The organism is Pseudomonas sp. S3_A09, assembly GCF_054668065.1.
Genome location: NZ_CP162752.1, coordinates 3,929,584 through 3,955,350 on the forward strand (window position 1 = coordinate 3,929,584; position 25,767 = coordinate 3,955,350).

The 25,767-nt window shown below is 61.0% G+C and carries 22 protein-coding genes and 1 pseudogene; 12 read left to right on the forward strand and 11 right to left on the reverse strand.

Going from position 1 to position 25,767, the window contains the following annotated elements; genetic code table 11:
* Window positions 1-2 precede the first annotated feature (2 nt).
* Both AB4N92_RS18295 and AB4N92_RS18300 read right to left on the reverse strand, forming a co-directional pair.
* Window positions 3-332 (reverse strand): hypothetical protein, encoded by a 330-nt coding sequence (locus AB4N92_RS18295; protein ID WP_177082023.1) that lies wholly within the window; start codon window positions 330-332, stop codon window positions 3-5.
* 89 nt (window positions 333-421) lie between these two features.
* A complete protein-coding gene (locus AB4N92_RS18300; RefSeq protein ID WP_329605862.1) occupies window positions 422-730 on the reverse strand; it encodes a hypothetical protein in 309 nt (102 codons plus the stop codon).
* A 185-nt stretch (window positions 731-915) separates the two neighbouring features.
* Between AB4N92_RS18300 and ppc the strand changes: the two genes are divergently transcribed.
* The 7 genes and pseudogenes from ppc to AB4N92_RS18335 all read left to right on the forward strand — a co-directional run bounded on the left by ppc (window position 916) and on the right by AB4N92_RS18335 (window position 8,132).
* The gene (gene ppc / locus AB4N92_RS18305; RefSeq protein WP_021492445.1) at window positions 916-3,543 is read left to right on the forward strand and encodes a phosphoenolpyruvate carboxylase; all 2,628 of its coding nucleotides are present in this window, start codon (window positions 916-918) and stop codon (window positions 3,541-3,543) included.
* 297 nt (window positions 3,544-3,840) lie between these two features.
* Complete coding sequence (gene adk / locus AB4N92_RS18310) at window positions 3,841-4,488, forward strand: adenylate kinase (RefSeq protein WP_010212617.1); 648 nt, start codon at window positions 3,841-3,843, stop codon at window positions 4,486-4,488.
* 90 nt (window positions 4,489-4,578) lie between these two features.
* Window positions 4,579-5,265: a tRNA (adenosine(37)-N6)-threonylcarbamoyltransferase complex dimerization subunit type 1 TsaB gene (gene tsaB, locus AB4N92_RS18315; RefSeq protein WP_183701265.1), complete on the forward strand. Its 687-nt coding sequence runs from the start codon at window positions 4,579-4,581 to the stop codon at window positions 5,263-5,265.
* A gap of 160 nt (window positions 5,266-5,425) precedes the next feature.
* On the forward strand, window positions 5,426-5,716 hold the full coding sequence (locus AB4N92_RS18320; RefSeq protein WP_016979856.1) for a hypothetical protein: 291 nt from the start codon (window positions 5,426-5,428) through the stop codon (window positions 5,714-5,716).
* A pseudogene (locus tag AB4N92_RS18325) lies at window positions 5,716-6,575 on the forward strand (DUF72 domain-containing protein). Before AB4N92_RS18320 ends, AB4N92_RS18325 begins: the two are co-directional and overlap by 1 nt.
* A gap of 27 nt (window positions 6,576-6,602) precedes the next feature.
* Window positions 6,603-7,430 carry an isocitrate lyase/PEP mutase family protein gene (locus AB4N92_RS18330; protein WP_236266962.1) on the forward strand — a complete coding sequence of 276 codons (828 nt, stop codon included), beginning with the start codon at window positions 6,603-6,605 and terminating at the stop codon, window positions 7,428-7,430.
* A gap of 3 nt (window positions 7,431-7,433) precedes the next feature.
* Window positions 7,434-8,132 carry an extensin-like domain-containing protein gene (locus tag AB4N92_RS18335; protein ID WP_042571742.1) on the forward strand — a complete coding sequence of 233 codons (699 nt, stop codon included), beginning with the start codon at window positions 7,434-7,436 and terminating at the stop codon, window positions 8,130-8,132.
* Between the two features lie 3 nt (window positions 8,133-8,135).
* Here the strand turns inward: AB4N92_RS18335 and AB4N92_RS18340 are convergent, their stop codons facing one another.
* Window positions 8,136-8,756: a hypothetical protein gene (locus AB4N92_RS18340; RefSeq protein WP_010212611.1), complete on the reverse strand. Its 621-nt coding sequence runs from the start codon at window positions 8,754-8,756 to the stop codon at window positions 8,136-8,138.
* Window positions 8,757-8,852: 96 nt separating this feature from the next.
* On the opposite strand from AB4N92_RS18340, the gene AB4N92_RS18345 reads away from it, so the two are divergent.
* On the forward strand, window positions 8,853-9,635 hold the full coding sequence (locus tag AB4N92_RS18345) for a class I SAM-dependent methyltransferase (protein WP_021492440.1): 783 nt from the start codon (window positions 8,853-8,855) through the stop codon (window positions 9,633-9,635).
* A gap of 190 nt (window positions 9,636-9,825) precedes the next feature.
* Here the strand turns inward: AB4N92_RS18345 and AB4N92_RS18350 are convergent, their stop codons facing one another.
* Window positions 9,826-10,461, reverse strand: a complete 636-nt coding sequence (locus tag AB4N92_RS18350; protein WP_010212608.1) for a TetR/AcrR family transcriptional regulator — start codon at window positions 10,459-10,461, stop codon at window positions 9,826-9,828.
* 93 nt (window positions 10,462-10,554) lie between these two features.
* Here AB4N92_RS18350 and AB4N92_RS18355 point away from each other — a divergent pair, with 93 nt between their 5' ends.
* Both AB4N92_RS18355 and AB4N92_RS18360 read left to right on the forward strand, forming a co-directional pair.
* Window positions 10,555-11,655 carry an efflux RND transporter periplasmic adaptor subunit gene (locus AB4N92_RS18355; protein ID WP_021492439.1) on the forward strand — a complete coding sequence of 367 codons (1,101 nt, stop codon included), beginning with the start codon at window positions 10,555-10,557 and terminating at the stop codon, window positions 11,653-11,655.
* 6 nt (window positions 11,656-11,661) lie between these two features.
* The gene (locus AB4N92_RS18360; protein ID WP_010212605.1) at window positions 11,662-14,727 is read left to right on the forward strand and encodes an efflux RND transporter permease subunit; all 3,066 of its coding nucleotides are present in this window, start codon (window positions 11,662-11,664) and stop codon (window positions 14,725-14,727) included.
* 437 nt (window positions 14,728-15,164) lie between these two features.
* On the opposite strand, the gene AB4N92_RS18365 is transcribed toward AB4N92_RS18360, so the two are convergent.
* Genes AB4N92_RS18365 through plsB form a run of 3 tightly spaced genes read right to left on the reverse strand, consistent with a single transcriptional unit; the run spans window position 15,165 to window position 18,867 of the window.
* Window positions 15,165-15,854 (reverse strand): DUF4197 domain-containing protein, encoded by a 690-nt coding sequence (locus AB4N92_RS18365; RefSeq protein WP_021492437.1) that lies wholly within the window; start codon window positions 15,852-15,854, stop codon window positions 15,165-15,167.
* A gap of 40 nt (window positions 15,855-15,894) precedes the next feature.
* Window positions 15,895-16,296: a YbaY family lipoprotein gene (locus AB4N92_RS18370; RefSeq protein ID WP_010212599.1), complete on the reverse strand. Its 402-nt coding sequence runs from the start codon at window positions 16,294-16,296 to the stop codon at window positions 15,895-15,897.
* A 51-nt stretch (window positions 16,297-16,347) separates the two neighbouring features.
* A complete protein-coding gene (gene plsB / locus AB4N92_RS18375; protein WP_021492436.1) occupies window positions 16,348-18,867 on the reverse strand; it encodes a glycerol-3-phosphate 1-O-acyltransferase PlsB in 2,520 nt (839 codons plus the stop codon).
* 182 nt (window positions 18,868-19,049) lie between these two features.
* On the opposite strand from plsB, the gene AB4N92_RS18380 reads away from it, so the two are divergent.
* Window positions 19,050-19,259, forward strand: coding sequence for a cold-shock protein (locus tag AB4N92_RS18380; RefSeq protein ID WP_003219353.1), 210 nt, complete (start codon window positions 19,050-19,052; stop codon window positions 19,257-19,259).
* A 140-nt stretch (window positions 19,260-19,399) separates the two neighbouring features.
* Here AB4N92_RS18380 and AB4N92_RS18385 read toward each other — a convergent pair whose 3' ends face one another.
* The 4 genes from AB4N92_RS18385 to AB4N92_RS18400 form a co-directional block, all read right to left on the reverse strand.
* Window positions 19,400-19,777: a hypothetical protein gene (locus AB4N92_RS18385; RefSeq protein WP_010212596.1), complete on the reverse strand. Its 378-nt coding sequence runs from the start codon at window positions 19,775-19,777 to the stop codon at window positions 19,400-19,402.
* A gap of 54 nt (window positions 19,778-19,831) precedes the next feature.
* Window positions 19,832-20,641: a putative RNA methyltransferase gene (locus tag AB4N92_RS18390; protein WP_010212595.1), complete on the reverse strand. Its 810-nt coding sequence runs from the start codon at window positions 20,639-20,641 to the stop codon at window positions 19,832-19,834.
* A complete protein-coding gene (dapE, locus tag AB4N92_RS18395) occupies window positions 20,641-21,792 on the reverse strand; it encodes a succinyl-diaminopimelate desuccinylase (RefSeq protein ID WP_021492435.1) in 1,152 nt (383 codons plus the stop codon). Before dapE ends, AB4N92_RS18390 begins: the two co-directional genes overlap by 1 nt.
* Before the next feature lie 255 nt (window positions 21,793-22,047).
* Window positions 22,048-24,639 carry a glycosyltransferase gene (locus tag AB4N92_RS18400; RefSeq protein ID WP_010212591.1) on the reverse strand — a complete coding sequence of 864 codons (2,592 nt, stop codon included), beginning with the start codon at window positions 24,637-24,639 and terminating at the stop codon, window positions 22,048-22,050.
* 217 nt (window positions 24,640-24,856) lie between these two features.
* On the opposite strand from AB4N92_RS18400, the gene tcdA reads away from it, so the two are divergent.
* Window positions 24,857-25,666, forward strand: coding sequence for a tRNA cyclic N6-threonylcarbamoyladenosine(37) synthase TcdA (gene tcdA / locus AB4N92_RS18405; protein WP_010212589.1), 810 nt, complete (start codon window positions 24,857-24,859; stop codon window positions 25,664-25,666).
* Window positions 25,667-25,767: the final 101 nt, after the last annotated feature.

Sequence of the window (25,767 nt, forward strand, 5' to 3'; positions counted from 1 at the left end):
AGCTATTCCTGCTGAGTGTTCATAGATTTGAAAATCTTAATCTCCGCTTCGACAAATGCAGGTGTCTTGCCGACATCTGCATAAACCTCTTCACCTTCCTCAACTCGGATCACCTCAGACCCTTTGACGTAGGGCATGGCTGTTTCCGCTTCTTTTATAGCAGAGTGAATCAGACCTTCCGTGATGATGCTTTGATCTAGGCCATAGGCTTCCGCAAACGCCTTGATTTTCACTAGGTCTTGTTGGCGAATGGTCAGTGTGATTTCAACAAGCTTCGAGGTTTCGTGAGCCTTGTTTTCCCAGTTGCTGAGCATGGTCTTGAAGGTGTCCATGGGGTATCTCCGGCTTGGCTAGATGTGTTCGTAAATCTGTGACTATCTTTACCACTCAAGGTTCGCTGAAATGATCGCTAACCCACGTTCTACGCGGCTTTCAAGAGATCTTGAGTTTTTCCTATTGCGTGCTCGCTTTCTTCGTACAGCGGATCGCCTTCTTCATCGGTGGCAATCACCTGCTGGCCCTTGATGTAAGGGAAGCTGGCTTCCAGCTCTTCAAGGGCGGCACCGATCAACTCACCGAGCAATTCTTCAGGGTGGCGTTTGGGGTACATCTCGGTAATGGCCGCCAGCCGCGCGGCGGACTCCATATCCAGATGGATGGCGTATTCGGTCTTGGTCAGGCGACCCTTGGCGTTCTCTTCCCAGTGCTGGGCCAGTTCTCGAATTTTCATGGCAACCTCAATGAAGCCCGCGTTTAGCAGGCGGTGATGAGTGTCCAGTCGCCTGCGTGGATAAACGCGACGACTTAACCTTGAGACTAGCCGCAACTCACAAGGTTTAAAGTCTTGTCATAAATTGATGCTGGCGGCACTCTGGCAAACCTGCGCGTCCCGGATTTCTGGCTGGAGATTGGCTGATGAGTGATATCGATGCACGCTTGCGTGAGGATGTTCACCTGCTGGGTGAGCTGTTGGGCAACACCATTCGAGAGCAGTACGGCGACGATTTCCTCGACAAGATCGAGCAGATCCGCAAAGGTGCCAAGGCGGACCGTCGGGGGGCCGGGGATGAGCTGAGCACCCGCCTCAACCAGTTGCAGGAAAATGAACTGTTGCCGGTAGCACGGGCGTTCAACCAGTTTCTCAACCTGGCCAACATCGCCGAGCAGTACCAACTGATCCACCGGCGTGATGAGTCCCAGCCGGCACCGTTCGAGTCCCGCGTATTGCCCGAGTTGCTGGCGCGCCTGCAAAGCGAAGGCCACAGCAACGAATCCCTGGCCCGCCAGTTGGGGCGCCTGGAGATCGAACTGGTGCTCACCGCCCACCCTACCGAAGTGGCGCGTCGCACCCTGATCCAGAAATACGATGCCATCGCCGCCCAACTGGCGGCGCAGGATCACCGCGACCTCACCACCGCAGAGCGCGAGCAGATCCGCCAGCGCCTGCAACGCTTGATCGCCGAGGCCTGGCACACCGAAGAAATCCGCCGCACCCGGCCTACGCCGGTGGACGAAGCCAAGTGGGGCTTTGCGGTGATCGAGCATTCGCTGTGGCACGCGATTCCCAATTATCTGCGCAAGGCCGATCAGGCGCTGCATGCCGCCACCGGTTTGCGCTTGCCCCTGGAAGCCGCGCCGATCCGCTTTGCCTCGTGGATGGGCGGCGACCGTGACGGCAACCCGAATGTCACGGCGCCGGTCACCCGTGAAGTCTTACTGTTGGCGCGTTGGATGGCTGCCGACCTCTACCTGCGCGATATCGACCACTTGGCCTCCGAGCTGTCGATGCAGCAAGCCAGCCCGGCGTTGCAGGCCAAGGTCGGTGATAGCGTCGAACCTTATCGCGCCTTGCTCAAGCAACTGCGCGAGCGCCTGCGGGCGACGCGCCAATGGGCGCATACCGCGTTGAGCAGCAGTACCCCGGCGCCGGCCGACGTATTGCAGAACAACCGTGACCTGCTGGAGCCGCTGGAGCTGTGCTATCACTCGCTACACGCGTGCGGCATGGGGGTGATTGCCGACGGCCCGTTGCTCGACTGCCTGCGTCGGGCGGTGACGTTCGGGCTGTTCCTGGTGCGTCTGGATGTGCGTCAGGATTCCAGTCGCCATTCGGCTGCCATGACGGAAATCACCGATTACCTCGGCCTGGGTCGGTACGAGGACTGGGACGAAGAGGCCCGTATCAGTTTCCTGATGAAGGAACTGGCTAACCGTAGACCCCTGCTGCCGGGCTATTTCAAGCCGTCGGCGGACACTGCCGAGGTGCTCAACACCTGTAAGGAAATCGCCGCCGCACCGGCTGCATCGTTGGGCTCTTATGTCATCTCCATGGCCGGCGCTGCCTCGGACGTGCTTGCGGTGCAACTGTTGCTTAAAGAGTCGGGCGTGCAACGGCCGATGCGTGTGGTGCCGCTGTTCGAAACCCTGGCCGACCTGGATAACGCCGGCCCGGTGATCGAGCAACTGTTGCTGTTGCCGGGCTATCGCACGCGTTTGCAAGGGCCGCAGGAAGTGATGATCGGCTACTCGGACTCGGCCAAGGACGCCGGCACTACCGCGGCAGCCTGGGCACAGTACCGCGCGCAGGAACGGCTGGTGGATATCTGCCGTGAGCAGCAGGTGGAGCTGCTGTTGTTCCACGGTCGGGGCGGCACCGTTGGCCGTGGCGGCGGCCCGGCCCACGCTGCGATCCTGTCGCAGCCACCGGGTTCGGTGGCGGGGCGGTTCCGCACCACCGAACAGGGCGAGATGATCCGCTTCAAGTTCGGCCTGCCGGATATCGCCGAGCAGAACCTCAATCTCTATCTGGCTGCGGTATTGGAAGCGACCCTGCTGCCACCACCGCCGCCAGAGCCGGCCTGGCGCCATTTGATGGATGAATTGGCGGCAGACGGTGTCAGCGCTTACCGCGCCGTGGTGCGGGAAAATCCGCAGTTCGTCGAGTATTTCCGCCAATCCACGCCGGAACAGGAGCTGGGTCGTTTGCCTCTGGGCAGTCGCCCGGCCAAACGCCGTGCGGGTGGAATTGAAAGCTTGCGTGCGATTCCCTGGATCTTCGGCTGGACCCAGACTCGCCTGATGCTGCCGGCCTGGCTCGGGTGGGAGGCGGCGCTGAGCAAGGCGCTGGAACGCGGAGAAGGCGAGCTGCTGGGGCAGATGCGCGAGCAGTGGCCGTTCTTCCGTACCCGCATCGACATGTTGGAAATGGTGCTGGCCAAAGCCGATGCCGATATCGCCCGCCTGTATGACGAGCGCCTGGTGCAGCCGGACCTGCTGCCATTGGGTGCACATCTGCGCGACCTATTGTCGCAGGCGTGCAGCGTGGTGCTTGGCCTGACCGGCCAGTCGCAACTGTTGGCCCATAGCCCGGACACCCTGGAGTTCATCCGATTGCGCAACACCTACCTTGACCCCTTGCACTTGCTGCAGGCCGAGTTGCTGGCGCGCTCACGCCAGCAGGAAGCGGCACAGGACAGCCCTCTGGAACAGGCGCTGCTGGTCTCCGTGGCCGGTATCGCCGCTGGTTTGCGTAACACTGGCTAGGGTTTTTTGCGTGTTCTCAATAGCTTGCAGATAAACCACGGCGGCCGCCCTGAAACGGGCGGCCGGCGTTTATGGGGCCGGGTTGCACCCAGGCACACCCTACCTATGACGTAAGCGCTGCGCGGGTTCCTGCGACTTTTGGCGGCTTGTGTGGTTAAGGCCTGCTGTGTATCTTGATCAGCCTTTGGCCGTTTGGGCGGCCCGAATTCTATTTTTACGAGCCACACTTCTACGAGATTTGCCCCCACGCGGCGAATCCGAGCGTCATCTCTATATAAAAAATTGAGGAGCACATCGATGCGCGTCATTCTGCTGGGAGCTCCCGGGGCCGGTAAAGGTACTCAGGCAAAGTTCATCACTGAAAAATTCGGCATTCCACAAATCTCCACCGGCGACATGCTGCGTGCGGCCGTCAAGGCTGGTACCGAGCTGGGCCTGATCGCCAAGAGCGTGATGGACAGCGGTGGCCTGGTTTCCGATGACTTGATCATCAACCTGGTCAAGGAACGCATCAGCCAGGAAGACTGCAAGAACGGTTTCCTGTTCGACGGCTTCCCACGCACCATTCCCCAGGCTGAAGCCCTGGTGAAGGCCGGCGTTGAGCTGGATGCCGTGGTTGAAATCGCGGTGGAAGATGAAGAGATCGTCCAGCGTATTGCCGGTCGTCGCGTTCACGAAGCCTCTGGCCGCGTGTATCACACCGTCTACAACCCGCCAAAGGTGGAAGGCAAGGACGATGTGACCGGCGAAGACCTGGTGCAGCGCAAGGACGACACCGAAGAAACCGTGCGTCATCGCCTGTCGGTCTACCATTCCCAGACCAAGCCGCTGGTGGATTTCTACCAGAAGCTGTCCGCCGCCCAGGGCAAGCCGAAGTACAGCCACATTCCTGGCGTCGGCTCGGTTGAAGCGATCACCGCCAAAGTGCTGCAAGCACTCAGCTGATCGCTCTGCCGGCTACATGGATAACGGCCCGCTTGCGGGCCGTTGTTGTTTATACTGGCGCACTTTTTTTCGACTTGGACACCTACACCGATGAGCACCCTGCTGGCCCTGGACACCGCGACTGAAGCTTGCTCCGTTGCCTTGCTGCACGATGGCAAGGTAACGAGCCACTACGAGGTGATCCCGCGCCTGCATGCGCAGAAGCTGTTGCCGATGATCAAGCAACTGCTGGAAGACGCCGGCACTACGCTGGCAGCGGTAGATGCCATCGCCTTCGGCCGTGGCCCGGGTGCGTTTACCGGTGTGCGTATCGCCATCGGCGTGGTGCAGGGCCTGGCGTTCGCCCTGGAGCGCCCGGTGCTGCCGGTGTCCAACCTTGCCATGCTGGCACAGCGCGCCTTGCGTGAACACGGCGCCCAGCAGGTGGCAGCGGCCATCGATGCGCGTATGGATGAAGTCTATTGGGGCTGCTACCGCGAAACAGCGGGTGAAATGCGCCTGGTCGGTGTGGAAGCCGTGCAGGCACCGGAGTCATCGGTATTGCCTGTCGATGCCAGCGGCGACTGGTTCGGTGCTGGCACCGGCTGGGGTTATGGCGAGCGCATCGCTGTGCCGTTGGTGGGCCAGGATGCGGCGATGTTGCCCCACGCTGAAGACTTGTTGACCCTCGCGCGCTTCGCGTTCGAACGCGGCGAGGCGATTCCTGCAGACCAGGCTGCACCTGTGTACCTGCGCGATAAAGTGGCGCAGACCAAGGCCGAACGCGGGATTACTTGACGCCAAAAATGATGGCAGTTTGGGGCTAACTTCACCAATCGTCAGAATTTGCCCCCGATTTAAAACCTTTTTCAAATTATGTGTTCTAGTTATCACCAGAGCATTTGCGCACCATGGATGATGCTGCCAAAATGCCATTACTGATAGCGAGTTCGCGCCCATGCGTATTGATGGCTTTTCCTCACAGTCCTACCCGATCAAGCGCAAGCCGCGTAAGGCAAACGTCACGGTAGACGAGTCCGTCGAGGATTCGCCGGACTTCATCGAGGTCCAGTCCGACGCGCAGGCCAACGCTCAAGCACGCATCAGTGGTCTTCCCGCCCGTCAGCAAGACATGGTCTTCCCGCGCTCCATGAGCAAAAGCGTCGCCACCGCCCTGGCCAGCTACCTGACCACCGCCGGTTTTGTCGAATGGGATATGGAAGTGCTGGGCCTCGACATCCACATCTGATGCGTCTGCCTTACTACCTCGGTTGCCCGTCCTGGAGTGAAAACGCCTGGCGCGAGTACCTGTACCCCGCCGATGCCCGTTCCAGCGACTACCTTGCGCTTTACGCCCAGGTCTTCAACGCCGTTGAAGGCAACACCACGTTCTATGCCCGTCCATCGACCGCCACGGTGCAACGCTGGGCTGAGATCATGCCCGACGATTTCCGTTTCACGGCCAAGTTTCCCGGTGATATCAGCCACAGCGGCAACCTGATTGAACAGCTACCGGCTGCGGAAAGCTTTGTCGGCTTGATGAGCCCATTGGGTGAGCGCGTATCGCCGCTGTGGTTGCAGCTGCCCGCGACGTTCACACCGCAGCGTCTGGGGGAGTTGGCAGGTTTCATTGATGGTTTGGAGCGGCCCCTGGCGGTGGAAGTACGCCATCAGGCGTTCTTCGCCAAAGGCGACGCGGAGCGCATGCTTAACCGCTTGTTACGGGATCGGGGCGTGGAGCGTATCTGCCTGGACCCGCGCGCGTTGTTCAGTTGCACCTCTACATCGGCTGCCGTACTGCACGCCCAGTCGAAAAAACCCAAGGTGCCCCCCGGCCGGCGGCACTGACGCAGTTTCCTCAGGTGCGTTTTATCGGTCATCCCGAACTGGAAGCCAACGATCCGTTTCTGGTGCCTTGGGTGGAAAAAGTCGCAGGTTGGATCGAAGAAGGCCGCACCCCCTACGTATTCCTGCACACCTCGGATAACCGCCTCGCCGCCCAACTGGCCCTGCGTTTTCATGACCAGTTGATGGCGCGTCTGCCCGGTCTGCCAGCCTTACCTGTGCTGGATCGTGCCCCCGCCGTGGAGCAACTGGGGTTACTCTAGGGCTCCTTTCCCCGCCAGGAGCCAGACATGGATGCCCAAACCCTTCGCGCCGAAACCTTCAAGGCCCTGCATGAGCGTGACCGTGCGTTCGTGATGCCCAACCCGTGGGATGCAGGCTCTGCCGTGATGCTGGCCAGCCTGGGGTTCGAAGCCCTCGCCACCACCAGTGCGGGCTACGCGTTCAGCCTGGCGCGCCCGGATGCGGAAGGGGCGTTGTCCCTGGAAGACACCCTGATCAATGCCAGCATGATTGCCAAGGCCACGGCGTTGCCGGTATCGGCGGATCTGGAGAACGGCTTCAGCGACACCCCGAAAGGCTGCGCCCAGACCATCCTGCGTGCCGCTGCCACCGGTATCGTCGGCGGTTCCATCGAAGACGCGACGGGCATTGCCGCTGACCCGATCTATCCTTTCGACCTGTCCGTGGAGCGCGTCGAAGCTGCGGTGGCCGCCGCGCGTAGCTTGCCATTTCCCTTTACCCTGACCGCCCGCGCGGAAAATCTCCTGCATGGTCGCCTGGATTTACCCGACACCATCCGCCGCCTGCAAGCCTACGCCGAAGCCGGTGCCGACGTGCTGTATGCGCCGGCCCTGCGCAGTGCCGAGGAAGTGCTGGCGGTGGTCAAGGCGGTGGCGCCCAAACCGGTGAACGTATTGATGTCCGGCGGCTTGAACCTCAGCGTCGCGCAGCTCAGCGCGATGGGTGTGCGGCGCATCAGCGTCGGCTCGGCCCTGGCGTTGGCTGCCTATGGTGAGTTCTATCGCGCAGCCCAGGAAGTGTACGAACTGGGCACGTTCACCTTTACCGAGCGCAAGATGCCGTTCAGGCAGGCCAATCATTTCTTCAAGGGCTAAGGGGTGAGTTTTTTCAAAGTGACAGGCGTGTTGCTGATCCTGGCCGGCGCCTGTGCCGTTGGCGTTTGGCGTGGCTGGGTGCCGCTGCCGGCCGATTGGAACCCGTGGGCACCGTTGGATGTGCGCGCTAGCCCGAATCTGTTGACGCGCTACAAGCTGGGGCGTCTGCAGGATGACCCGGCGTTGTGCGACCAGGTGCTGGTAACCTCGGGCCTGCGCGTCAGCCATCAAGCCGATACGCCCGCCGATGCCGCGTGTCCGCTGCGCAATACTTTGCGCGTTCAGGGGGCGGCAGTTGGACTCAGCAGCAGTTTTCTCGCCAGTTGCCCGCTGGCGGTGGCATTCGCGCTGTTCGAGCGCCACAGCCTGCAACCGGCGGCCCAGGCGGTGTTCGGCCAGGCGGTGACGCGGGTCGATCATCTAGGCAGCTTTGCCTGCCGCAATATGTATAACCGCGCCGAAGGGCGACTCAGCCAGCATGCGTCGGCCAATGCCCTGGACATTGCCGGTTTCCGCCTGGCGGACGGTCGCACTGTCAGCGTGCTCAGGGATTGGCCGGGGGAGGGGGAGAAGGCGCGGTTCTTGCGAGAGGTCCGCGATAGCGCCTGCGATGATTTCAACGTGGTACTGAGCCCGGACTACAACGCCGCGCACCGCAACCATTTTCATCTGGATATGGGGCGTTGGTGGGTGTGTCGCTGAGTGTCAGGCGGCCAGACGCAGGTTTTGGGTGACCAGCGGGCGAGCCCAGTAGTAGTCGAAGTCCAGCGCCTTTTGTTGCGCAACCAGTTCTTCGGTCGGGTACGGCGTGGCAGCGGGCGGCAGCAGGTCGAGTTCGAACTCGGCGATAGGCAGGTGCAGTGGGCGTGGCTCCGGCGCCGGGCCAGGCTCCGGTAATGGTTGGCCGGCGGTCAGCACGATCGGGCGCACCCAACCGCTTTCGAAGTTCTGCTGGCGCTGCTGGGCGACGATTTCTTCTTCAGGGAACGGCGGGGCGGCGGGTGGCAGCAAGTCGGTCTCGAGCTCGGCGATTGGCAGGAACAGCGGTTCCGGTGGGGCAATCTCGGTGTCTCTCACATCGCATTCGCGCTGGGTGAGGATCTGCGCCAACAGATCGGCGCCTTCGCTGGGCTCTACCGCTGGATCCGCCGGTACCGGCGCCTGCACAGCCAGCGCGTCCGGCGTATCGCCGAGCTGCTCGGCCAATGCACGGGCGAAGAAGTCCTGCCACACATGACTCACCCCGGCCAGCGCTTGAGTATTGCGCAGGCCGTAGTGGTTATGGGTCGGCAGTACACCGATGGTTAGGGGAAGAATGTCTGACATTTTTCTCGGTCGACGCTCAGCTCTGGCAAAATACCTGACTGTTGTTTTTATCGGCCGCTGTTTGCCGATCCTTAATATTTTTGAGCGTAGTGATTGATGAGCGAACAACCAGCGGCTAGCCGCATCCAGGTCGAGGCCTTGGGCGAAGGTTTCCAGGGCCGTGCCGAACAGTGGGCGTCACTGCTGGGTTTGCCGATGCACGTGGCGGATGCGGACTTTTCCTTGCAAGTGGGGGAACACGGCCTACAGCTGCAACAGCTCGGGCCCGACGCGCCTGGACCGGTGCGGGTGGACTTTGTCGAAGGCGGGGCAGCGCACCGGCGCCTGTACGGTGGTGGCAGCGGGCAGATGATCGCCAAGGCCGTGGGCATCGCCCAAGGCGTGCGCCCCAGGGTGCTGGACGCCACAGCCGGCCTGGGCAAGGACGCTTTTGTGCTGGCCAGCTTGGGCTGCGAGATGAGCCTGATCGAGCGCCAACCGTTGATCGGCGCCTTGCTCGAAGATGGTTTGGCACGTGGCGCGGATGATTTTGAGGTGGCACCGATTGTGGCGCGCATGAAGTTGCTCAAGGGCAACTCCATCGACGTGATGCTCAACTGGGAAGGCGAGCCGCCCCAGGTGATCTACCTCGACCCGATGTTCCCGCACCGTGAGAAAACCGCCCTGGTGAAGAAGGAAATGCGCCTGTTCCGACCGCTGGTGGGCGATGATCCGGACGCGCCGGCGCTGTTGGCTGCGGCCCTGGCCCTGGCCAGCCACCGCGTGGTGGTGAAGCGCCCGCGCAAGGCACCGTGCATTGACGGGCCCAAGCCGAGCCATGCGCTGGATGGCAAGTCCAGCCGGTATGACATCTACCCCAAGAAAGCCCTCAAACCCTGAAGCTGCTTTAGGTTTGAGGCCCTCATCGCCGCATAGATGTCTACACACTTGTCGGTGTGGCGCTGGGCCCGTGGCGAGGGAGCTTGCTCCCATGACGGCCTGATAGTCGCCCGAGCCCTGTCAGGTGTAAATCGGTCGAAAATGTGGGGGCTGGCTTGCCTGCGATGAGGCCCTTAAGGTCAATGAAGATTCAGGGCCGATAAGCCCGCATAAACAACCCCACCACGTCCTGCACATGGGCTTCGGCAGCTTCTTCGCTCAGTTGCCCGCCGCAGCCATACAGCAAGCAAAAGTTCGCCGTGCCCTTGAGCAGGCAGAAGAAGTGCTCGGCTGCCGTGAACGGTTTGTCGATGCTCAGGGCGCCGCTCTGGTCGATTTTGCCAAGCAGGCGCTCCATGCCTTGCAACATGCGCATCGGGCCCGCCTCGAAGAAGATCTGCGAGAGTTTCACGTCCTGATTGCCAGTAGTCATCATCAGGCGATGCAGGTTGACCGACTCCTCGCTGTTGATCAGGCGGTGGAACCCCCGCGCGATATTCAGCAACACAGTCTCCACGGGCATGCCCGCAGGCAGCTCGAAGTACATCACCGGCAGTTGTTCTTCGCACTTGGCCACCACCGCGGCGGTGAACAAGGTCTCTTTATCGTTGAAGTGGCTGTACACGGTCAGTTTCGACACGCCGGCCTCAAGGGCCACGGCATCCATGCTGGTACTGGCGTAGCCATTGCTCAAAAACAGGATTTTCGCCGCTTCGAGGATTGCCTGGCGTTTTGCCATGTCCTTGGGACGCCCGGGGCTATTGGTGTTCACAGGATTGTCGGACATTTTCACCTTTAATACTGGACTGGTGAGTTTGGTATTAATAACATACCCGCCAGTATAATTATTCTTAGCTCCATTTGCGAAAGGTCCTACAGCATGCGCAGTACTTTCCTGCCCTTTGCGTTGCCTGTCAGTCTGGTCTTCCTGTTGGCCGGATGCGGCCATGAAGAAGCGGCCCAGACCACCATCCGTCCGGCCATGGTGGTGCAGCCACAACCTTCTTCACAGTCGATGGACAGCTACCCCGGTGAAGTGCGCGCCCGTTATGAACCGGACCTGGCCTTTCGCATCGGTGGCAAAGTCAGCAAGCGGTTAGTGGAAGAGGGCGAGCGGGTCAAGGCCAACCAGGCGCTGGCCGAACTCGACCCGCAAGATGTGCGCCTGCAACTGGAAGCCACCCGTGCCCAAGTCGCCGCCGCCGAGGCCAACCTGAGCCTGGTGCGCGCCGAGCGTGACCGCTACAAGACCCTGATGGACCGTCAGATGGTCAGCCGCTCCCAGTACGACAATTCCGAAAATCTCTACCGAGCCGGTGTTGCTCGTCTCAAGCAGATCAAGGCCGAGTTCGACGTGGCCAGCAACCAGGCCGGCTATGCGGTGCTGCGTGCGCCACAGGATGGGGTGGTGGCCAAGCGTGCGGTAGAAGTTGGCCAGGTGGTGTCCGCCGGCCAGACCGTGTTTACCTTGGCGACCGATGGCGAGCGCGAAGTGCTGATCAGCCTGCCGGAGCAGGGTTTTGGCCGTTTCAAGATCGGCCAGCCGGTGTCGGTCGAGCTGTGGAGCCAGCCTGACCAGCGCTTCACCGGCCGCATTCGTGAACTGTCACCGGCCGCCGATCCAAAGTCGCGTACGTTTGCTGCCCGCGTGGCATTCACCGGCGGCAAAGTCCCGGCGGAACTGGGCCAGAGCGCACGTGTATTCATACAGGTCGACGGCGATATTCCTCTCTCGGTCCCACTGTCGGCTCTCAGTGCGGAGAACGGTGCGTCCTACGTCTGGCGTGTGCAGCCCGACAATACCCTTAAGCGCACACCGGTACGCATCGGTGCTTTCGGTGAAAAAACCGTACCGGTACTGGAAGGGTTAAGCCCTACGGATTGGGTCATTGCTGCGGGTGTGCATGTGCTCCACGAGGGCCAGCAGGTGCGCCCGGTGGATCGCTCCAACCGTGTGGTGAATCTGGCGGCCAAGGAGTAGTCCCCGATGGGTTTCAATCTTTCCGAATGGGCGTTGCGTAATCGCCAGATCGTTCTTTTCCTGATGATCCTGCTGGCAGTGGTTGGCACCTTGTCCTACTCCAAGCTGGGACAAAGCGAAGACCCGCCGTTCACCTTCAAGGCCATGGTGATCAAGACCAATTGGCCTGGCGCCACGGCCCAGGAAGTGTCGCGGCAAGTCACCGAGCGCATCGAGAAAAAACTCATGGAAACCGGTGAGTACGAGCGCATCGTCTCGTTCTCGCGCCCCGGCGAATCCCAGGTCACCTTTATCGCCCGTGACTCCATGCATTCAGCGCAGATTCCTGAGCTGTGGTACCAGGTGCGCAAGAAGATCAGCGATATCCGCCAGACCTTGCCGCCGGATATCCAGGGGCCGTTTTTCAATGATGAGTTCGGCACCACCTTCGGCAATATCTATGCCCTGACCGGCGACGGCTTTGACTACGCCGTACTCAAGGACTACGCCGACCGTATCCAGATTCAGCTGCAGCGCGTGGCGGATGTGGGCAAGGTCGAGCTGCTAGGCCTACAGGACGAAAAAATCTGGATCGAACTGTCCAACCTCAAGCTGGCGACCCTCGGTTTACCGCTGGCGGCAGTCCAGCAGGCGTTGCAGGAGCAGAATGCTGTTTCCACGGCCGGTTTCTTTGAAACCCCGAGCGAACGTGTGCAACTGCGCGTGTCGGGTAACTTCAAGACGGTGGAAGAAATCCGCAACTTCCCGATTCGCGTGGGCGACCGTACCTTCCGCATCGGCGACGTAGCCGACATCCACCGCGGCTTCAACGACCCACCGGCACCGCGCATGCGCTACATGGGGGCAGACGCGATCGGTCTGGCCGTGGCCATGCGTGATGGCGGCGACATTCTGGTGTTGGGTAAAGCCCTGGAAGGTGAATTCGCACGCCTGCAGAAGAACCTTCCGGCCGGCATGGAGCTGCGCAAGGTGTCAGACCAACCGGCAGCGGTGAAAACCAGCGTCGGCGAATTCGTGCAAGTGCTGGCCGAAGCACTGGCCATCGTGTTGCTGGTGAGCTTCTTCTCCCTCGGTGTGCGTACCGGCATGGTAGTGGCCCTGGCGATTCCGCTGGTGCTGGCGATGACGTTTGCCACCATGTACTACCTCGGCATCGGCTTGCACAAGATTTCCCTCGGCGCTCTGGTGCTGGCGTTGGGTTTGTTGGTGGACGACGCGATCATCGCCGTGGAAATGATGGCGATCAAAATGGAGCAAGGTTACGACCGGCTCAAGGCCGCGAGTTTCGCCTGGACCAGCACCGCGTTCCCGATGCTCACCGGTACGCTGATCACCGCAGCGGGCTTCCTGCCGATTGCCACCGCGCAATCGAGCACTGGCGAATACACCCGTTCGATCTTTCAGGTAGTGACCATTGCGTTGCTCGCCTCCTGGGTGGCTGCGGTGGTGTTCGTGCCCTACCTGGGGGAAAAGCTCCTGCCGGACCTGGCGAAGATTCATGCGGCCAAGCACGGCACCGATGGGCCGGATCCCTACGGCACACCCTTCTATCAGCGCGTAAGACGCATGGTGGAGTGGTGCGTGCGCCGGCGCAAAACCGTGATCGTCCTCACCCTGCTGCTGTTTATCGGCTCGGTGGCGCTGTTCCGTTTTGTGCCGCAGCAGTTCTTCCCGGCATCTGGCCGTCTGGAGCTGATGGTGGATCTGAAGCTGGCGGAAGGCGCCTCCCTGAGCAACACCGCCGACCAGGTCAAGCGCCTGGAAGCCTTGCTCAAGGAACACGCGGGCATCGACAACTACGTGGCCTACGTCGGCACCGGTTCGCCGCGTTTCTACTTGCCGCTGGACCAACAACTGCCGGCCGCCAGCTTTGCCCAGTTTGTCGTGCTGGCCAAAACCATCGAGGAGCGCGAAAGCCTGCGCACCTGGCTGATCCAAACCCTGAACGAACAGTTCCCTGACCTGCGCTCACGGGTCACACGCCTGGAGAACGGCCCGCCTGTGGGCTATCCGGTGCAGTTCCGCGTGACTGGCGAACATATCGAGGAAGTCCGCGCCCTGGCTCGGAAAGTCGCGGTGAAGGTTCGCGAAAATCCCCACGTGGCCAACGTGCACCTCGACTGGGAAGAGCCGAGCAAGATCGTCTACCTCAATATCGATCAGGACCGCGCCCGCGCCCTCGGCGTGAGCACGGCCAACCTGTCGAAATTCCTGCAGAGCTCGTTGACCGGTTCCAGCGTCAGCCAGTACCGCGAGGACAACGAGTTGATCGAAATCCTCCTGCGCGGCACCGTGCATGAACGCACCGAACTGTCGCTGCTGCCCAGCCTGGCGGTGCCGACCGACAATGGCAAAAGCGTAGCACTGTCGCAGATCGCCACCCTCGAATACGGTTTTGAAGAAGGCATCATCTGGCACCGCAACCGTCTGCCCACGGTGACCATTCGCGCGGACATCTATGGCAAGGAGCAGCCGGCGACGCTGGTCCAGCAGATCCTGCCGACCCTTGAAGGCGTGCGTGCTGAACTGCCGGATGGTTACCTGCTGGATGTCGGCGGTACGGTGGAAGATTCCGCCCGTGGCCAGAACTCGGTCAAAGCCGGCGTGCCATTGTTTATCGTGGTGGTGCTGACCCTGTTGATGCTGCAACTGCGCAGTTTCTCACGCACTGCGATGGTGTTCCTGACAGCGCCGCTGGGCCTGATTGGCGTGACGCTGTTCCTGCTGGTATTCCGCCAGCCGTTCGGCTTCGTGGCCATGCTGGGCACCATCGCGCTGTCCGGGATGATCATGCGCAACTCGGTGATTCTGGTCGACCAGATTGAACAGGACATCAAGGCGGGCCTGGCGCCCTGGCAGGCGATTATCGAAGCCACGGTCCGACGCTTCCGCCCGATTGTGCTGACAGCCCTCGCAGCAGTGCTGGCCATGATCCCACTGTCACGCAGTGTGTTCTTCGGGCCAATGGCCGTGGCCATCATGGGCGGTCTGATTGTGGCGACGGCGCTGACGCTGTTGTTTTTGCCGGCCTTGTACGCAGCATGGTTCCGGGTCAAACCACAGGCTGGGTAAAGAGTTGTCGTAGGGTTTTTCACAAAGGGGATGCGGAGGCGGGAACGCTTCCAAGGTGTGGGGCCACTCATTGATTACCTGATTGTCAGGTCTTTCGCCAATCAGGGTTCACGCCTGTTGGTGGACGCTTCAATTCAATGATTCAAGGAGTGCTTATGGGAATGCTTAATATCAATATCAGCGCGTCTAAGTCGAGCTGGGGTTGTAATCCTTGCGGGCCTAGCAAGCCTGAACCTGCCAAGCCTACCAACCCTTGCAAGGATCCTTGCAAGGACGCTTGCAAGCCCAACAAGAGTATGACCATAGGCTTCGGTGTGATGCCCCTAGGCATGATCGCATTCGGTGGTTTTGGTTTAGGAAAGTTCTTCTGATCGTAGAAGAACTGCTTGGAACCGGGCAGGTGAGCCCCCCACACCTGCCTGGATTCATTCCCGGTTTTACAGTGCGCCGAAGACTTTCTTCGCCAGGCTGGTCGCGGCGGCCGCAGGGTTCTCGCGAATGGTTTCTTCCTGCTTTGCAATCATCTTGAACAACCCATCCAGCGCCTGTTCGGTCACGTAGTTTTCGACGTTGGCGCTCTTGGCGTCCACTGCGCCAAAGGCAGCGGCTTTGCCGGCCAGGGCATTGTATTGCTGGGCGACGCCGACCTTGTCGGTCGCGGCCTTGACGATCGGCAAGAACTTGGCGCGGATCTGTTCGCGGCTGCTTTTGTTCAGGTACTGGGTGGCCGAGTCCTGGCCACCACTGAGGATGCCCTTGGCGTCAGTCACGCTCATGTTCTTCACGGCGTTGACCAGGATCGGCTGGGCCTGGGTCACGGCGGTTTCGGCGGCCTTGTTCATGCTGGTTTCCAACTGGGTCACCTGGTCACCCATGCCGAACATTTTCAGTTTGTCGGCGACTTTGCCCAGCTTGCCAGGCAGACCGATCTTCACTTCCGGGTTGTTGCTGAAACCACCCGGTACGCCCAGTTGCTTCACGGCGATCTGCGCGCCTTGGGTCAGGGCGTCCTTGAGGCCGCCACTGGCGTCGCCCTGGGACAGGCTGCTCAAGTCCAGGGCCATGGCGTTGGCACCGAGCAGCAGGCCGGCACACAGGGTAGTGAAACGAAGGGAGTTACGGAGCATGGGCGCTTCCTTTTTAATCTGGCTTAAGTTCTGGAGACTATCAGTGGGCGACAGCATCAACCCGCAGGCGCAGGGGTTGCGCGTCTTGGCCATTGAGCTGCACAGCGTGCCGTTCGGTGGTGATAAACAGTAGCTTGCCATCCACTTCGATGCGAGCGCTCACCGAATAAGTGTGGCCAGGTTTGACTTGCGCCGGGTCATAGCTCAGGTGAAACGGCAGCGGCACCTGGCCTTTGACCGGGCCTTTCTGCTCAGCCAGGGTCACGGCCGGCGCATCCATCAGCGACACGTCCTGCAGGCTGACGCTCAAGGTCGCGGTGGGCGGCAGGGCGATGCGTTGCAGATAGAACACTTCGCCGTCGAGGCTGGCTTTGGGGGCGGGGTTCATGGATTGGCAGGCTCCGAGCAGGGCAGTCAGGCCCAGGAGGATGATTTTTTTCATGGTGTTGCTCCTTTTCAACGGCGCCGGAATCCATCCGGCGCCTGTTTAAATCTAGCGGGTTTCTTCAGGTGCAGTGGCTTCGGGGTCGACGGGGGCCTCGGCGGCGCCGTCCACGCGATGCAATGCCACTTGGCGGATCGACAGGCGAATCTCCGCCGGCAGCACGCGTTTGGCCGCGCCTTCGGCCAGTTCGCCGAGCAGGTCGTGATAACTCAGTTTGCCGGCCTCGTCGCGGCGCAGCACATCTTGCTCCAGCAAGGTCTGGATGAAATGTCGGAAAAGGCTCTTGTCGAAGAATTCCGGGGCGTTGAGGCCATGCAGGATCGACAGGCGCTGGGCCATGATCGTGCACAGGTCTTCCAGTTCTTCGGCGCTGATGCTGTTCTGGCCGCTGTTGAGCAGCAGCGAAATCGCCATGTAGAAGCGTTGCAGGGTTTGCGCGATGGTTTTGGACAGCAGGGTCAACAGTACAAAATGCCGCGAACTCGGCGCCGGGCGCAGGTACACGTTGTTCTCGAAGCGCAGCAGCCCTTGCTCGACAAAGGCCTCCAGCCATTGGTCGATCACCGTGTCCAGCTCTTCCAGCGACCAGCGAATGAACAGTTCCGATTGCAGGTACGGGTACAGCGCGTGGGTGTAACGCAGGATCTGCTCGCGGCTCATCCGCGAGCTGCTCTGGAAGAAGCTCGCCAGCAGCGCCGGCAGGGCAAAGATGTGCAGCACGTTGTTGCGGTAATAGGTCATCAGGACGGCATTCTGCTCGTCCAGGTACAGAATCTTGCCCAGGGCGTCGCTCTGTTCCGACAGCAGGTCCATGTCCTTGACGTGCTTGATCAGCGCCAGGCCATCGCCGTCGGGCAGGGTGGTGTGGGGCGAGTAGGGCACGCGGCGCAGCAGCGCCAGGTACAGGTCCAGTTGGCGCGCCATGGCTTGTTCGTCCAGGGCCAGGCGGGTGGTGGACAGCAATGCCAGGGCCACCAGGTTGACCGGGTTTACCGCCGCGGCTTCGTTCAAGTGGCGTGCCACTTGTTCGCCGAGGCGGTTGGTGGTTTCGTTTAGCCAGGCCGGTTTGTAGTTCGGGGCCAGGTCCTGGGCGCGCCAGCCCGGTTGTTCGCTGTCGAGGAATTCGGCCAGCTTGATCGGTTCGCCGAAGTTGACCGCAACCTGACCAAAACGCTGCTTGAGCGCGCCTACTACCTTGAAGATGTCGAAGATCGACTCTTTCTTCTTGCTCGCACCGCGTAGCTCGCCCAGGTAGGTGCGGCCTTCCAGTACGCGCTCATAACCGATGTAAACCGGCACAAATACGATGGGCATGCGCGAAGAACGCAAGAAGCTGCGCAGGGTGATCGCCAGCATTCCGGTCTTTGGTTGCAGCATGCGCCCGGTGCGCGAACGGCCGCCTTCGACGAAGTACTCCACCGGGAAGCCCTTGGTGAACAAGGTGTGCAGGTATTCGTTGAACACTGAGGTGTACAGCGGGTTGCCCTTGAAGGTGCGGCGCATGAAAAACGCACCGCCACGGCGCAGCAGGCTGCCGATCACCGGCATGTTCAGGTTGATGCCGGCGGCGATGTGCGGTGGGGTCAGGCCATTCTTGAACAGCAGGTAGGACAGCAACAGGTAGTCGATGTGGCTGCGGTGGCACGGTACGTAGATCACCTCATAACCCTGGGCAACCTTTTGCACACCCTCGATGTTGTTGACCTTGATGCCGTCGTAGATCTTGTTCCAGAACCAGCTCAGCACCACTTCGAGGAAGCGGATCGCGGTGTAGGTGTAGTCCGAGGCGATTTCGTTGCCGTAGCGCAGGGCCTGGGCCTTGGCTTTTTCCGGGCTGATCTTCTCCCGTTCGGCCTCATCGGCAATGGCCTGGCGCACCAGCGGCATGTTGACCAAGCCCTTCACCAGGTTGCGGCGGTGTGACAAATCGGGACCGATCACCGCCGTCTTCAGGTTACGAAAGTGCACGCGCAGGATGCGTTGGGCCATGCGCACGGTACGTTCGTGGCCTTTATTGTGCTCGATCAATTCACGCAGGTTGATAGGCGCGGAGAATTGCACCCGAGTCTTGCGACCCAGGATCAGGATGCTCAACAAGCGGCGTAGACGCCCGGTGACCGCCCAGCTGTCGGCAAACAACAGCTTCCACGGGCTGGACTCGCTCTCGGGGGATTGGCCCCAGAACACGCTGACCGGAATGATTTGTGCATTCTCTTCGGCGTGCTCGGTGAGGGTGCCGACCAAACGGGTCAGTGTGGGCGGCGCGCCGCGCTTGTCCTGGCGGCCGAGCCAGTCCGGCTCCGGCGTCAGGTAGAAGAACGCCGCGGGTTCCATCAACGGGCCGACCGAGACCGGCAGCACCGGGCGCGGCAGGCCGGCCTTGGTGCACTCGGCATCGACCACGGCCAATTCGGTGAGGGAGGGCGATTGCAGGACATAGAACACCGGCCGGCTGCGGTCCAGGTTAAGGGTCAGGGACGACTGGTTGATCGTCTCCGAGCGGACCCAGAGGTACAACAGTCGGCGCAAGGTGCCGAACACTAGACGGCGAAACGGGGAACGGGTCATAGGCGTGCTGCTTCAAGTGGAAAAAACCGAGCAGGCGCTCGGGAGAGTAGTGTGCCGTATTCGCCGAAAATCGGCAAAAAAGCAGCGATGTAAACTTGAGTTGATCGTTTTTGAGCCTGTCTTATACTCGGCAGTTCAATGCGAGCGACTCAACAATAAAAATGCATGTGGGAGTAAGACAGATGGCAACGCGTGAAACCGGCAATGTGAAGTGGTTCAACGATGCAAAGGGCTATGGGTTTATCCAGCGCGAAGACGGTAAGGACGTGTTTGTGCACTATCGCGCCATTCGCGGCGAAGGCCACCGCTCCCTGGCCGAGGGCCAGCAGGTGGAATACGCCGTGGTGACCGGCGAGAAGGGGTTGCAGGCGGAGGATGTGGTCGGTCTATAAAGCCCCTGGCTGGGTAACCCAACCAACTGTGGGAGCTGGCTTGCCTGCGATGCAGACACCTCGGTCTATTCAGTAAGACCGTAGTGATGCCATCGCAGGCAAGCCAGCTCCCACAGTTTGATTGGGTTCACCATTCAGGATCAGGCAGTTTTCCAGGTGATCTGTTCTTCACCGTCTTCGCTGATCCGAATCCAGGTGTCAGCGCTTTCCTCACCTTCTTCCTCAACCCAGGTCCCCGGTGCACAACGCACTTCCACGTTCAGCGCAACAAATGCAGCGCGGGCGCAGGCGATGTCGTCGTCCCATGGGGTCTGGTCGCTTTCCAGGTACAGGCTGTTCCATTTGCCGACGGCTTTCGGCAGCCAGGTGACAGGCACGTTGCCGGCCTTGCATTTGTACGTCTGGCCTTTCTGGACCCAGTCGGAGCACGGACCCAGGGCGGCGCCCAGCCAGGCGGCGATGGCCTTGTGGTCGACGTCGGCGTCCTTCAGGTAAATCTCGATATCGGGTTGGCGCATGGATGTTCCTCGTTGCGGGATTCGAAAATCCATTCGCGGATGCTGGAAAGTTATTTATTGAAGCACGAAATAGTCGTAGCGCATCGACACAGTGACCACCAACGGCTCGGCCGCCTCGATCACCTGTGCGCGGCGCTCGGCGCTGGCACGCCAGCCGTGCGGGGTCATGGCCAGCAGGTTGGCGCGGTCCTGGGGCTCGGCCAGGCTCAGGGTGAACGCCAACGTCTCGCTGTGCGCCAGGCTCATACCGTCCGGCACCAGGGCCAAGTGTTTGTCGTCGGTGTACTCACGCACTTCGTCGTACAGACGCTCGCGCAGCTCCATCAGGTGGCCGCTGGTCGGGCCGACTTTCATCAAGCCGCCGCCGGGGCTGAGCAGGCGCTTGGCCTCTTCCCAGTCCAGTGGGCTGAACACGCTGGCGAGGAACTGGCAACTGCCTGACGCCAACGGCACACGGGCCATGCTGGCGATCAACCAGGTCAGCGCCGGGTTGCGCTTGCAGGCACGCTTGACCGCTTCCTTGGAGATATCCAGTGCATAGCCGTCGGCGTGGGGCAAGGCGTCGGCGATCTGCGCGGTGTAGTAACCCTCGCCACAGCCGATGTCGACCCAGCGCGCCGGCGCACGTTCAGCGGCCAGCTCGGCCAGGCGCTGGGCCACTGGCGCGTAGTGCCCGGCGTTGAGGAAGTCGCGGCGCGCTTCCACCATCGCCAGGTTATCGCCGGGGTCGCGGCTGTTCTTGTGCTGCACCGGCAACAGGTTCAGGTAACCCTGGCGTGCGCGGTCGAAACGATGCCCTGCCGGGCACGCCACACCATTGTCCACCGCGTTCAGCGGTGCGCTGCAAATGGGGCAGGCCAGCATCAGGCGAGCAACTTGATCAGGGTCTGGTAGTAGATTTCGGTCAGCACATCGAGGTCGCTGGCGAGGATGCGTTCATTGACCTGGTGGATCGTCGCGTTGACCGGGCCCAGCTCGACCACTTGGGTGCCCAATGTGGCGATGAATCGCCCATCGGAGGTACCGCCGCTGGTGGACGCCTGGGTTTCGCGACCGGTGATCGCCTTGATGCTGGCCGACACGGCATCCAGTAGCGCACCCGGTTCGGTGAGGAACGGCAGACCCGACAGCGCCCACTCCACGTGCCAGTCCAGGCCGTGTTTGTCGAGAATCTCGGCAACCCGCTGCTGCAGGCCTTCGACGGTGGATTCGGTGGAGAAGCGGAAGTTGAACACCGCCTTCAGGTCACCGGGGATCACGTTGGTCGCGCCGGTGCCGGAATTGAGGTTGGAGATCTGGAAGCTGGTGGGTGGGAAGAAGGCGTTGCCGTCATCCCAGTGCTCGGCGGCCAATTCGGCCAGGGCCGGCGCCGCCAAGTGGATCGGGTTCTTCGCCAGGTGCGGGTAGGCCACGTGGCCTTGGACACCGCGTACCGTCAGCGTGGCACCGAGGGAACCGCGACGACCGTTCTTGACCACATCGCCCACCAGCGTGGTGCTCGACGGTTCGCCAACGATGCACCAGTCCAGGCGCTCCTTGCGTGCGGCCAGGCGTTCGATCACGGCCTTGGTGCCGTGGTGCGCCGGACCTTCTTCATCGCTGGTGATCAGGAAAGCCACCGAGCCCTTGTGGTCCGGGTAATCGGTGACGAAACGTTCAGCCGCCACCAACATGGCCGCCAGGCTGCCTTTCATGTCCGCCGCGCCACGCCCGCAGAGCATGCCGTTTTCATCGATCAGCGCGTCGAACGGATCGTTCTGCCACGCCTGCACCGGGCCGGTCGGTACCACGTCGGTGTGGCCGGCAAAACACAGCACCGGGCCATCGTGTTTGCCATGGGTGGCCCAGAAGTTGTCCACGTCCTCGATGCGCATCGGTTCCAGCGCAAAACCGGCGTCGCCCAGGCGCTGCATCATCAGCTTCTGGCAATCGGCGTCGATCGGCGTCACGGAGGGGCGACGGATCAGGTCGATGGCAAGTTGAAGGGTCGGCGAAAGGTCGGCATGGGCCGTCATGGGGAAACTCCGGAAAGCGTGTAATGGGCGCAGGACGAATGTGGAATACAACCTGTGAAGTGGCGCAGAGCCAGGTGGGAGCTGGCTTGCCTGCGATGCAGACACCTCGGTCTATCAGTCAGAACGCGGTGATGCTATCGCGGGCAAGCCCGCTCCCACGTGAAAGCAGTGGTCCAGGCCAAGTCTTGCAAAACGGCCGTTATCTTATAGCAAAACGGCGGCCAGAGGCCGCCGTTTAGTGCATTGCGCAAGTTTTTACGCGGCTGTGACGGGCTCAGCCTTCGCCGAAGGTTTCGGCAGCGACGACAGGAACGCCATGATCAGCGCCGCCACGTACGGCAGCGACTGCACCAGCAGCATCACCACCCAGAAGCGGATGTCATTGCTTGGCAGGCCCTGCACCAGGTAGATCCCCAGTGCCGCGCCCCACAACAGCAGCATGATGAACATCTCTTCGCGGGCTTCGGAGATGGCTACCCAGAAGCCGTGGTTATCCGCGTTTTTCGGTGTGCGGAAGAACGGAATGCTGGTGGTGAAGAAACCGTACAGCACCGCTTTGGCGATGGTGTGCGACAACGCCAGACCGGCCAGGGCCGCACAGAACGCATCCTTCAAGTTCACGCCTACCGCTCGACGGTAGAGGAAGATGATCTTGCCCACCTTGAACACAAACAACGCCAACGGCGGGATTGCGAAAATCAGCAGCGGCGGATCAACCCGCGTCGGCACAATGATCATTGCCGCCGACCATAACAACGCGCCAACGGTGAAGAAGATATTCATGCCATCCGCCACCCACGGCAACCAGCCCGCGAGGAAGTGGTAGCGCTGGCCACGGGTCAGCTCGGTGTCCTTGCCGCGCAGCAGGCTGGCGGTGTGGCGCTTGATGATCTGGATCGCGCCGTAGGCCCAGCGGAAACGCTGTTTTTTGAAGTCGATAAAGGTATCCGGCATCAAGCCTTTGCCGTAGCTGTCGTGGTAATACGCCGCCGACAGACCCTTCTCGAATACGCGTAGGCCCAGTTCGGCATCTTCGCAGATGCACCAGTCAGCCCATCCCAATTCCTCAAGCACCGAGCGACGGGTCATGGTCATGGTGCCGTGCTGGATGATCGCGTCACGGTCGTTGCGGGTGACCATGCCGATATGGAAGAAGCCCTTGTATTCCGCGTAGCAGAGCTTCTTGAAGGTGCTTTCGTTCTGGTCGCGGTAGTCCTGCGGCGATTGCACCACGGCGATTTTCGGATCGGCGAAGTGCGGCACCATGTGCTTGAGCCAGTTTGGCGACACGCAGTAGTCGGAGTCGATCACTGCGATCACTTCGGCATCCTTGGCGGTGTGCGGGATCAGGTAGTTCAGCGCGCCACCCTTGAAGCCAGCCAAAGGCGCGACGTGGAAGAACTTGAAGCGCGGGCCCAGGGTTTCGCAGTAGTCGCGCACCGGTTCCCATACCGCCGGGTCCTTGGTGTTGTTGTCGATGATCAGAACTTCGTAGTCCGGGTAATCGAGGGCGGCCAGGGCGTCGAGGGTCTGTTTGACCATTTCCGGCGGCTCGTTGTAGCACGGCACATGGATCGACACTTTCGGGCGGTAGTCCGAATCCCCTTCAACCGGCAGGAATTCACGCCGACGCTTGTGGGTCCACACCGCTTCCGCCAGTTCGTGGGCTTCGGTCAGCAACACGATAAACACACCCAGGGCGCCGAGCGCGAGAAGGATGCCCACGGTGACACTGAACCAGGTGCTGTATTGCTGGCTGTAGTCGTAGCCGATCCACACCAGCACCGAACCGCAGAGGAACGCGATAAAGGTCAGGAAGGTGCGACCACGCTGGCGCAAGGCCGAGCCGTCGATCATCAACAGGGTCAGGGACAGCAGCGCGAGTACCACCGAACCGATGGCCAGCACACGCCATTGCGGAATCGCGACCACGGGCCCTTCAAAGTTGAATTTCTGCTGGCGTGCAGCGTTGTACACGCCCCAGTAAGCACCCGCCGAGCCTTCGTCGCTGACTTTCCACGGCTGATCGAAGGCCTCGATCACGAAGTAGTTGAAGCCCTGGCGGTTCAGTTTGTTCACCAGCGTACGCAGGTAGATCGCCTGGTCGGCCGGGGAGGTTTCATTGCCTCCGCGCATGCGGCCGTTGCTCGGCCAGCCTACTTCCGAGAGCAGCAGCGGCTTTTTCGGGAACAGTTTCTTCAGGTCCCGGGCGCGGTCGAGTACGTACTGGCCGGCCTTGTCCATCGGGATGTATTCCCAGAACGGCAGGATGTGCGCGGCGATCAGGTCGACGTGCTTGGCCAGTTGTGGGTTCTTCTCCCAGATGTCCCATTGCTCGGAGGTTGTCACCGGCACTTTTACAGCGGCGCGCACTCGATCCAGCAGCACGATCAGCGCTTCTGGCGTGATGTCCTTACGGAACACCGCCTCGTTACCGACCACCACCCGCACTACGCTGCGCGAGGTGTTGGCGATTTCGATGGCTCGCTGGATTTCCCGCTCGTTGCGCTCAAGGTCCGGGCTGATCCAGATCCCGAGGGTCACGCGCAGGCCGAATTCTTCCGCCAACTTGGGGATATCCCCCAGGGTGCCGTCGACCGAATAAGTACGGATGTTGTCCGTCAGCTTGCTCATGATCTCAAGGTCACGACGCATCTGATCGTCGGTCGGGAATTGATTTTTCTGGGGGTACTGGCCTTGCTGGAACGGCGAGTAGGAAAAACCGGAGATCTGTTCAGGCCAGTTGGGGGTGGTGACGGGGCGGTTGATCAGCGCCCAGAAACCGGTGAACAGCGCGGCAATTGCCAGCACGATCACCAGGTTGAGTCCAAATTTACGCGATGCCATGGCTATTTCGGGTTCCAAAGGGTGTGGAACGAAAAGAGGTGTCGGCCTGCGCCGAACGGCGCGCATCCTACACCGGCCCCTCCCTGACCGTACAGCAAGCAGAGAAAAACCGGACATTAGTCAGCGAAAGGCCATCTAAGTTCTTTACTTGTAGCTTGTCGCTTCGAACTTGTCGCTCTGTAGTCCATAATGCGCGCCGGTTTTTGGGGTAATGGTCATGAGTACAGAAGATCCACGGTTTGCAGGCGTCGCCCGCTTGTATGGCATTGAAGGCCTGGAGCGCTTGAAAGCAGCTCATGTGGCGATCGTCGGCGTCGGCGGCGTGGGCTCGTGGGCGGCGGAAGCCATCGCCCGTTGTGGGGTGGGTGAGATCTCGCTGTTTGATTTGGATGATGTCTGCGTCAGCAACAGCAACCGCCAGTTGCACGCGCTGGACAGTACCGTGGGCAAGCCCAAGGTCGAGGTGATGGCAGAACGCCTGCGCGGCATCAATCCGGATTGCACGGTGCATGCGGTGGCGGACTTCGTGACCCGCGACACCATGGCTGAATACATCACGCCCACTATTGATTGCGTGATCGACTGCATCGACGCGGTCAACGCCAAGGCTGCGTTGATCGCCTGGTGCAAGCGCCGCAAGATCCAGATCATCACCACCGGCGGCGCCGGCGGGCAGATCGACCCGACACTGATCCAGGTCTGCGACTTGAACCGTACGTTCAATGATCCGCTGGCCTCGAAAGTGCGTTCCACCTTGCGTCGCGACTATGGGTTCTCACGTACCGTGACCCGCCACTACAGCGTGCCGTGCGTGTTTTCAACCGAACAGCTGCGTTATCCCAAGCCGGACGGCAGCATTTGTTTGCAGAAGAGTTTTGTCGGGGACGGCGTGAAACTGGACTGCGCGGGTGGGTTTGGTGCGGTGATGATGGTGACGGCGACCTTCGGCATGGTCGCGGCCACCAAGGCGGTCGATAAGATCGTGGCCGGTGTGCGCAGGCCATCCGAGCGGGTCAAGCCCACTTAAATCTTAATGCCGTGCACCGCTTGAAATGTGGGGGCTGGCTTGCCTGCGATAGCATCACTGCGGTCTGACTGACAGACCGAGTTGCCTGCATCGCAGGCAAG

Bases quoted from the DNA above. Each gene is read 5' to 3' on its own strand.
- AB4N92_RS18370 (WP_010212599.1), bottom strand. From the start codon at position 16,296: ATGAAAAAAATCATCCTCCTGGGCCTGACTGCCCTGCTCGGAGCCTGC.
- AB4N92_RS18380 (WP_003219353.1), top strand. From the start codon at position 19,050: ATGGCAACGCGTGAAACCGGCAATGTGAAGTGGTTCAACGATGCAAAG.
- tcdA (WP_010212589.1), top strand. From the start codon at position 24,857: ATGAGTACAGAAGATCCACGGTTTGCAGGCGTCGCCCGCTTGTATGGC.
- AB4N92_RS18365 (WP_021492437.1), bottom strand. From the start codon at position 15,854: ATGCTCCGTAACTCCCTTCGTTTCACTACCCTGTGTGCCGGCCTGCTG.
- ppc (WP_021492445.1), top strand. From the start codon at position 916: ATGAGTGATATCGATGCACGCTTGCGTGAGGATGTTCACCTGCTGGGT.
- AB4N92_RS18295 (WP_177082023.1), bottom strand. From the start codon at position 332: ATGGACACCTTCAAGACCATGCTCAGCAACTGGGAAAACAAGGCTCAC.
- tsaB (WP_183701265.1), top strand. From the start codon at position 4,579: ATGAGCACCCTGCTGGCCCTGGACACCGCGACTGAAGCTTGCTCCGTT.
- AB4N92_RS18390 (WP_010212595.1), bottom strand. From the start codon at position 20,641: ATGCTGGCCTGCCCCATTTGCAGCGCACCGCTGAACGCGGTGGACAAT.
- AB4N92_RS18330 (WP_236266962.1), top strand. From the start codon at position 6,603: ATGGATGCCCAAACCCTTCGCGCCGAAACCTTCAAGGCCCTGCATGAG.
- adk (WP_010212617.1), top strand. From the start codon at position 3,841: ATGCGCGTCATTCTGCTGGGAGCTCCCGGGGCCGGTAAAGGTACTCAG.
- AB4N92_RS18360 (WP_010212605.1), top strand. From the start codon at position 11,662: ATGGGTTTCAATCTTTCCGAATGGGCGTTGCGTAATCGCCAGATCGTT.
- AB4N92_RS18345 (WP_021492440.1), top strand. From the start codon at position 8,853: ATGAGCGAACAACCAGCGGCTAGCCGCATCCAGGTCGAGGCCTTGGGC.
- plsB (WP_021492436.1), bottom strand. From the start codon at position 18,867: ATGACCCGTTCCCCGTTTCGCCGTCTAGTGTTCGGCACCTTGCGCCGA.
- AB4N92_RS18300 (WP_329605862.1), bottom strand. From the start codon at position 730: ATGAAAATTCGAGAACTGGCCCAGCACTGGGAAGAGAACGCCAAGGGT.
- AB4N92_RS18320 (WP_016979856.1), top strand. From the start codon at position 5,426: ATGCGTATTGATGGCTTTTCCTCACAGTCCTACCCGATCAAGCGCAAG.
- AB4N92_RS18385 (WP_010212596.1), bottom strand. From the start codon at position 19,777: ATGCGCCAACCCGATATCGAGATTTACCTGAAGGACGCCGACGTCGAC.
- AB4N92_RS18340 (WP_010212611.1), bottom strand. From the start codon at position 8,756: ATGTCAGACATTCTTCCCCTAACCATCGGTGTACTGCCGACCCATAAC.
- AB4N92_RS18350 (WP_010212608.1), bottom strand. From the start codon at position 10,461: ATGTCCGACAATCCTGTGAACACCAATAGCCCCGGGCGTCCCAAGGAC.
- dapE (WP_021492435.1), bottom strand. From the start codon at position 21,792: ATGACGGCCCATGCCGACCTTTCGCCGACCCTTCAACTTGCCATCGAC.
- AB4N92_RS18355 (WP_021492439.1), top strand. From the start codon at position 10,555: ATGCGCAGTACTTTCCTGCCCTTTGCGTTGCCTGTCAGTCTGGTCTTC.
- AB4N92_RS18400 (WP_010212591.1), bottom strand. From the start codon at position 24,639: ATGGCATCGCGTAAATTTGGACTCAACCTGGTGATCGTGCTGGCAATT.